2 protein-coding genes are annotated in these 1,761 nt (G+C 70.4%); both read right to left on the minus strand.

All coding sequences use genetic code 11. The features are described from left to right. Nucleotides 1-50: 50 nt before the first annotated feature. On the minus strand, nt 51-1,382 hold the full coding sequence (gene nuoH, locus HGA02_RS18345) for an NADH-quinone oxidoreductase subunit NuoH (protein ID WP_168680743.1): 1,332 nt from the start codon (nt 1,380-1,382) through the stop codon (nt 51-53). Beyond that, the coding region (locus HGA02_RS18350; protein WP_281357220.1) for a molybdopterin dinucleotide binding domain-containing protein at nt 1,379-1,761 on the minus strand (383 nt) is incomplete at its 5' end. The genes HGA02_RS18350 and nuoH, both read right to left, overlap by 4 nt.

Below are 1,761 nucleotides of genomic sequence, written 5' to 3' on the forward strand. Positions count from 1 at the left end.
CGGGCTTCGCGCCGGCGGGCTTGCCCGACTTGCCGGTGGGCTTGCGCTGGTCAGCCACCGTGCACCTCCTGCGTGACCTGGGGGACGTCGGTCGAGGCCGCCTGGGCGGCGCGCTGCTTGCGTGGCGACGGCGGCAGCGTCTGGCCGGGCAGCGGCGGGACGGGGTAGCCGCCCGCGAACGGGTCGAACGGCTGCGGGCCGGACGGCTTGGGCGGTTCGGCGGGCTGCTTGCGCTCGGGGATCGCGAACGACACGAGCAGGCCCAGGACGACGATCCCCGCGAGGACGAACAGCAGCGTCCGCAGGTCGAGGCCCGAGAACTGCCGCACGCCCTGCACGACCGCGACGCAGACGACCCACACGAGCGCCGCCGGGATGAGCACCTTCCAGCCGAGCTTCATGAACTGGTCGTAACGGAACCGCAGGACGGAGCCGCGGATCCAGACGAACACGAACATGAGCGCCCAGAGCTTGGCGAGGAACCAGAGGATCGGCCACCAGCCGGTCTGCAGGAAGTGGTCCGCCGGGATGAACGGGGCGCGCCAGCCGCCGAGGAACAGCGTGGTCGCGACCGCGGAGACGTTGAGCATGTTGATGTACTCCGCGAGGAAGAACCACGCGAACTTCATCGACGAGTACTCGGTCATGTAGCCCGAGACGAGCTCGCCCTCGGCCTCGGGGAGGTCGAACGGCAGGCGGTTCGTCTCGCCGACCATCGACACGATGTAGAGCACGAACGCGGGCAGGAGCGGCAGGAACCACCAGACCTGCGTCTGCGAGCTCACGATCTGCGACGTCGACATCGAGCCGGCGAGGATGAACACGCTGACGAGCGACAGGCCCATCGCGAGCTCGTACGAGATGACCTGGGCGGTCGAGCGGACCGAGCCGAGCAGCGGGTACGTCGAGCCCGACGACCAGCCGCCCAGGACGATGCCGTACACGCCGACCGAGGCGCACGCGAGGATGTAGAGCACCGCGACCGGGAAGTCCGTGAGCTGCAGGGGCGTGACGATGCCGAACATGCTGACCGACGGACCGAACGGGATGACCGCGAACGTCAGCAGCGAGCAGAACACCGCGATCATCGGCGCGACGATGTAGACCAGCTTGTCGGCCGCCTTGACGGTGACGTCCTCCTTGAACAGGAGCTTCATCGCGTCGGCGAGCGACTGGAGCAGGCCGAACGGGCCGTGCACGTTCGGGCCGGGCCGCACCTGCATGCGCGCGACGACCTTGCGCTCGAACCAGATCGCGATGAGCACGCTGGTCAGCAGGAAGACGACGATCGCGACGGCCTTGAGCAGCCAGATCCAGAAGTTGTCGTTGCTGAAGTCGGCCGCGACGGCGGTGGTGCCGTCGACCGCGAGCTGCAGGGTCATGCGCCGACCTCCTCGTGGGCACTGCGACCGGCATCCTGCCCGGTGCCGGTCTCCTCGCGGGTGAGGGCACCCGGCGCGGCGGCGATCCGGACGAGGTCGCCCGCGTCGGCGTGCAGCGTGTCGCGCACGGCGCTGCCGGGCGCGTTGGTCGGGAGCCAGACGACGAGGTCCGGCATGTCGGTGACGACGACGGGCAGCGTGATCGTCCCGGCGTCGGTCGAGACCGCGACCGCTCCCCCGTCGGTCGCGCCGACCGACGCCGCCGTGGCCGCCGAGACGCGCGCGACGGGACGCTTGGCCGTCCCCGCGAGGAACGGCTGGCCGCTCTGCAGCCGGCCCTCGTCGAGCAGCTGGTGCCACGTCGCGAGGACCGCGGTGC

It is taken from the genome of Cellulomonas septica, from assembly GCF_012396155.1.
GTDB classification, from domain to species: domain Bacteria; phylum Actinomycetota; class Actinomycetes; order Actinomycetales; family Cellulomonadaceae; genus Cellulomonas; species Cellulomonas septica.